Genomic DNA, 2,115 nt, shown 5'->3' with positions numbered 1-2,115 from the left:
ATATGTAATTTTTACGGATTCCAACCGAACAGGGCGGGCTTTATAACTTGCCCTTTTCACTCCGAAAAGACCGCATCATTAAAAATATATGCAAACGGCAGACGGTTTAAGTGTTTCGGATGCGGCGAGGGCGGAAGTGTTATAGACTTTGTTATGAAAATTGAAAACCTGCCTTTTAAGGGTGCAATTATAAAGCTGAATGATGTTTTTAATTTGGGTTTGTCATTAACAAACAATCTTACATATCGGGAGCGGGAGAAGGCAAAAAGACTGGCAAGAAAAATGGAGTTGCTGCGTGATATTCAAAATGGATATATTGTATCGAAATCACGGCTTTATGAATGTTTAGAGGATTGTTATATGTATGCGGAACGAATAATCAAAGAAAACGAGCCTTTTTCCGATTTATTTGCAAAAGCGGTAATTGTTAAAGTAATGATAGTAAATGAAATTGAGAATTTTGATTTGAAAGGAGGAATATGACTTGGCGGATATTATAATTCCTGAATTTACGAGGGATGATTTTTTGAACGGAACAGAGCCTTACGAATGGCTTTATCAATATAAGGACAACCCTTTGCAGACGAAACAGCTTATGGTAAAGATTAATAGTCAGGCATTATCCTTTAAAATACGTAATTTTATGAGTATGTTCAAAGATTACGTTCAGATGATGAACAGCAAGTCGGGGCTTACAATCAACAACACGACTAATTTTTCGGAGCAGGAAATGGTCCTTGATTGCGGAGATTGGGAATGTGATGATTTTGGTGTAACCGGCACGGATAAATTTGGATTTGAATTTGTTGCCTGCAATCATCCTATATTGCCGATACAAAGGCTTGTAAATATTGACAGCGGAGTAGAAAAGCAGAAGCTTGCATACAGAAAAAACAAGCAATGGCGGTATGTTATTGCTGATAAAAAGACGCTTGCAAGTGCTCAATCCATAATAAACCTTGCAGAGTTTGGCATAGCAGTAAACAGTGAAAACTCAAAACATCTGATAAGATATTTGTCTGATATTGAACATTATAACTATGAAAAAATACCGGAAGTTAACAGTGTGGGCAGATTGGGATGGATTGATGATTACGGCTTTTCCCCTTATGGCGAGGATTTGATATTTGACGGTGATGTTACATATAAGCATTTCTTTGAATCTGTAAAGGAACACGGTAAGGCAGATAAATGGTTTGAACTTGTTAAAAAAATACGAAAAGGAAATACATCAGCAAGACTTATTCTTGCCTCAAGTTTTGCAAGCGTGCTTGTAAAACCTTGTAATTCCCTTGTGTTTTTCGTTCATCTTTGGGGAGGTACAGAATCCGGCAAAACCGTTGCTTTAATGCTTGCAACATCAGTATGGGCAAATCCGAAAAGCGGTGAATATTGGCACACATTCAACAGTACAGCTGTTGCTCAGGAATTGTCCGCAGGCTTTGTTAACTCTATGCCTCTTATAATTGATGAATTGCAGATTGTTAAGGACCGCAAGGACTTTGACACAATGATATATCAGCTTTCAGAGGGGGTTGGACGTTCCAGAGGTCAGAAGACGGGTGGACTGCAAAAAGTCCAGACGTGGAGCAATTGCATCATTACAACGGGAGAAATGCCAATCTCTAATAATTCAAGCGGAGCAGGTGCGGTAAACAGAGTTATTGAAATTGATTGTAAGGATTTAAAATTATTTGAAAATCCTGTGGAGGTTGCTGATACAATAAAGAAAAATTACGGTTTTGCTGGGAAGATGTTTGTTGAAATGTTGCAGGAACCGGACAATACGGAATATGCAATTAAGTGTCAAAAAGATTTTTATAAACTGCTATCAAACGGCAAAACTACCGAAAAACAGGCAATGGCAGCAAGCATTATTTTGACAGCGGACAAGCTCATTGATGAATGGATTTTTAAGGACGGCCAGACATTGAATATTGAAGATATAGACTAATTTATTTATAATATACTTCAAATAGACTAGATATTGTATTTATTACTAGAACAATAAGAAAAATAATTATTAGGTATTATTGATTAAAAAGAATTTATTCTATTTTATTAACTATTTCCTCACCTTTATCTGTAAGTCGATATAATCTTCCTTTTCTAACT

At 36.5% G+C, this 2,115-nt stretch carries 2 protein-coding genes; both read left to right on the top strand.

The features are described from left to right. Positions 1-483 (top strand): CHC2 zinc finger domain-containing protein (locus ACJMMI_RS04510; RefSeq protein ID WP_405353944.1); only part of this gene is annotated, 483 nt, incomplete at its 5' end. 1 nt (position 484) lies between these two features. Then, positions 485-1,954 (top strand): DUF927 domain-containing protein, encoded by a 1,470-nt coding sequence (locus ACJMMI_RS04505; RefSeq protein WP_405353943.1) that lies wholly within the window; start codon positions 485-487, stop codon positions 1,952-1,954. Positions 1,955-2,115: the final 161 nt, after the last annotated feature.

It is taken from the genome of Ruminococcus sp. (genome assembly GCF_045129435.1).
Classification (GTDB): domain Bacteria; phylum Bacillota; class Clostridia; order Oscillospirales; family Acutalibacteraceae; genus Ruminococcoides.
Note: the sequence above shows the minus strand (reverse complement) of the source record. Positions and strands in the feature narration are given on the sequence as shown.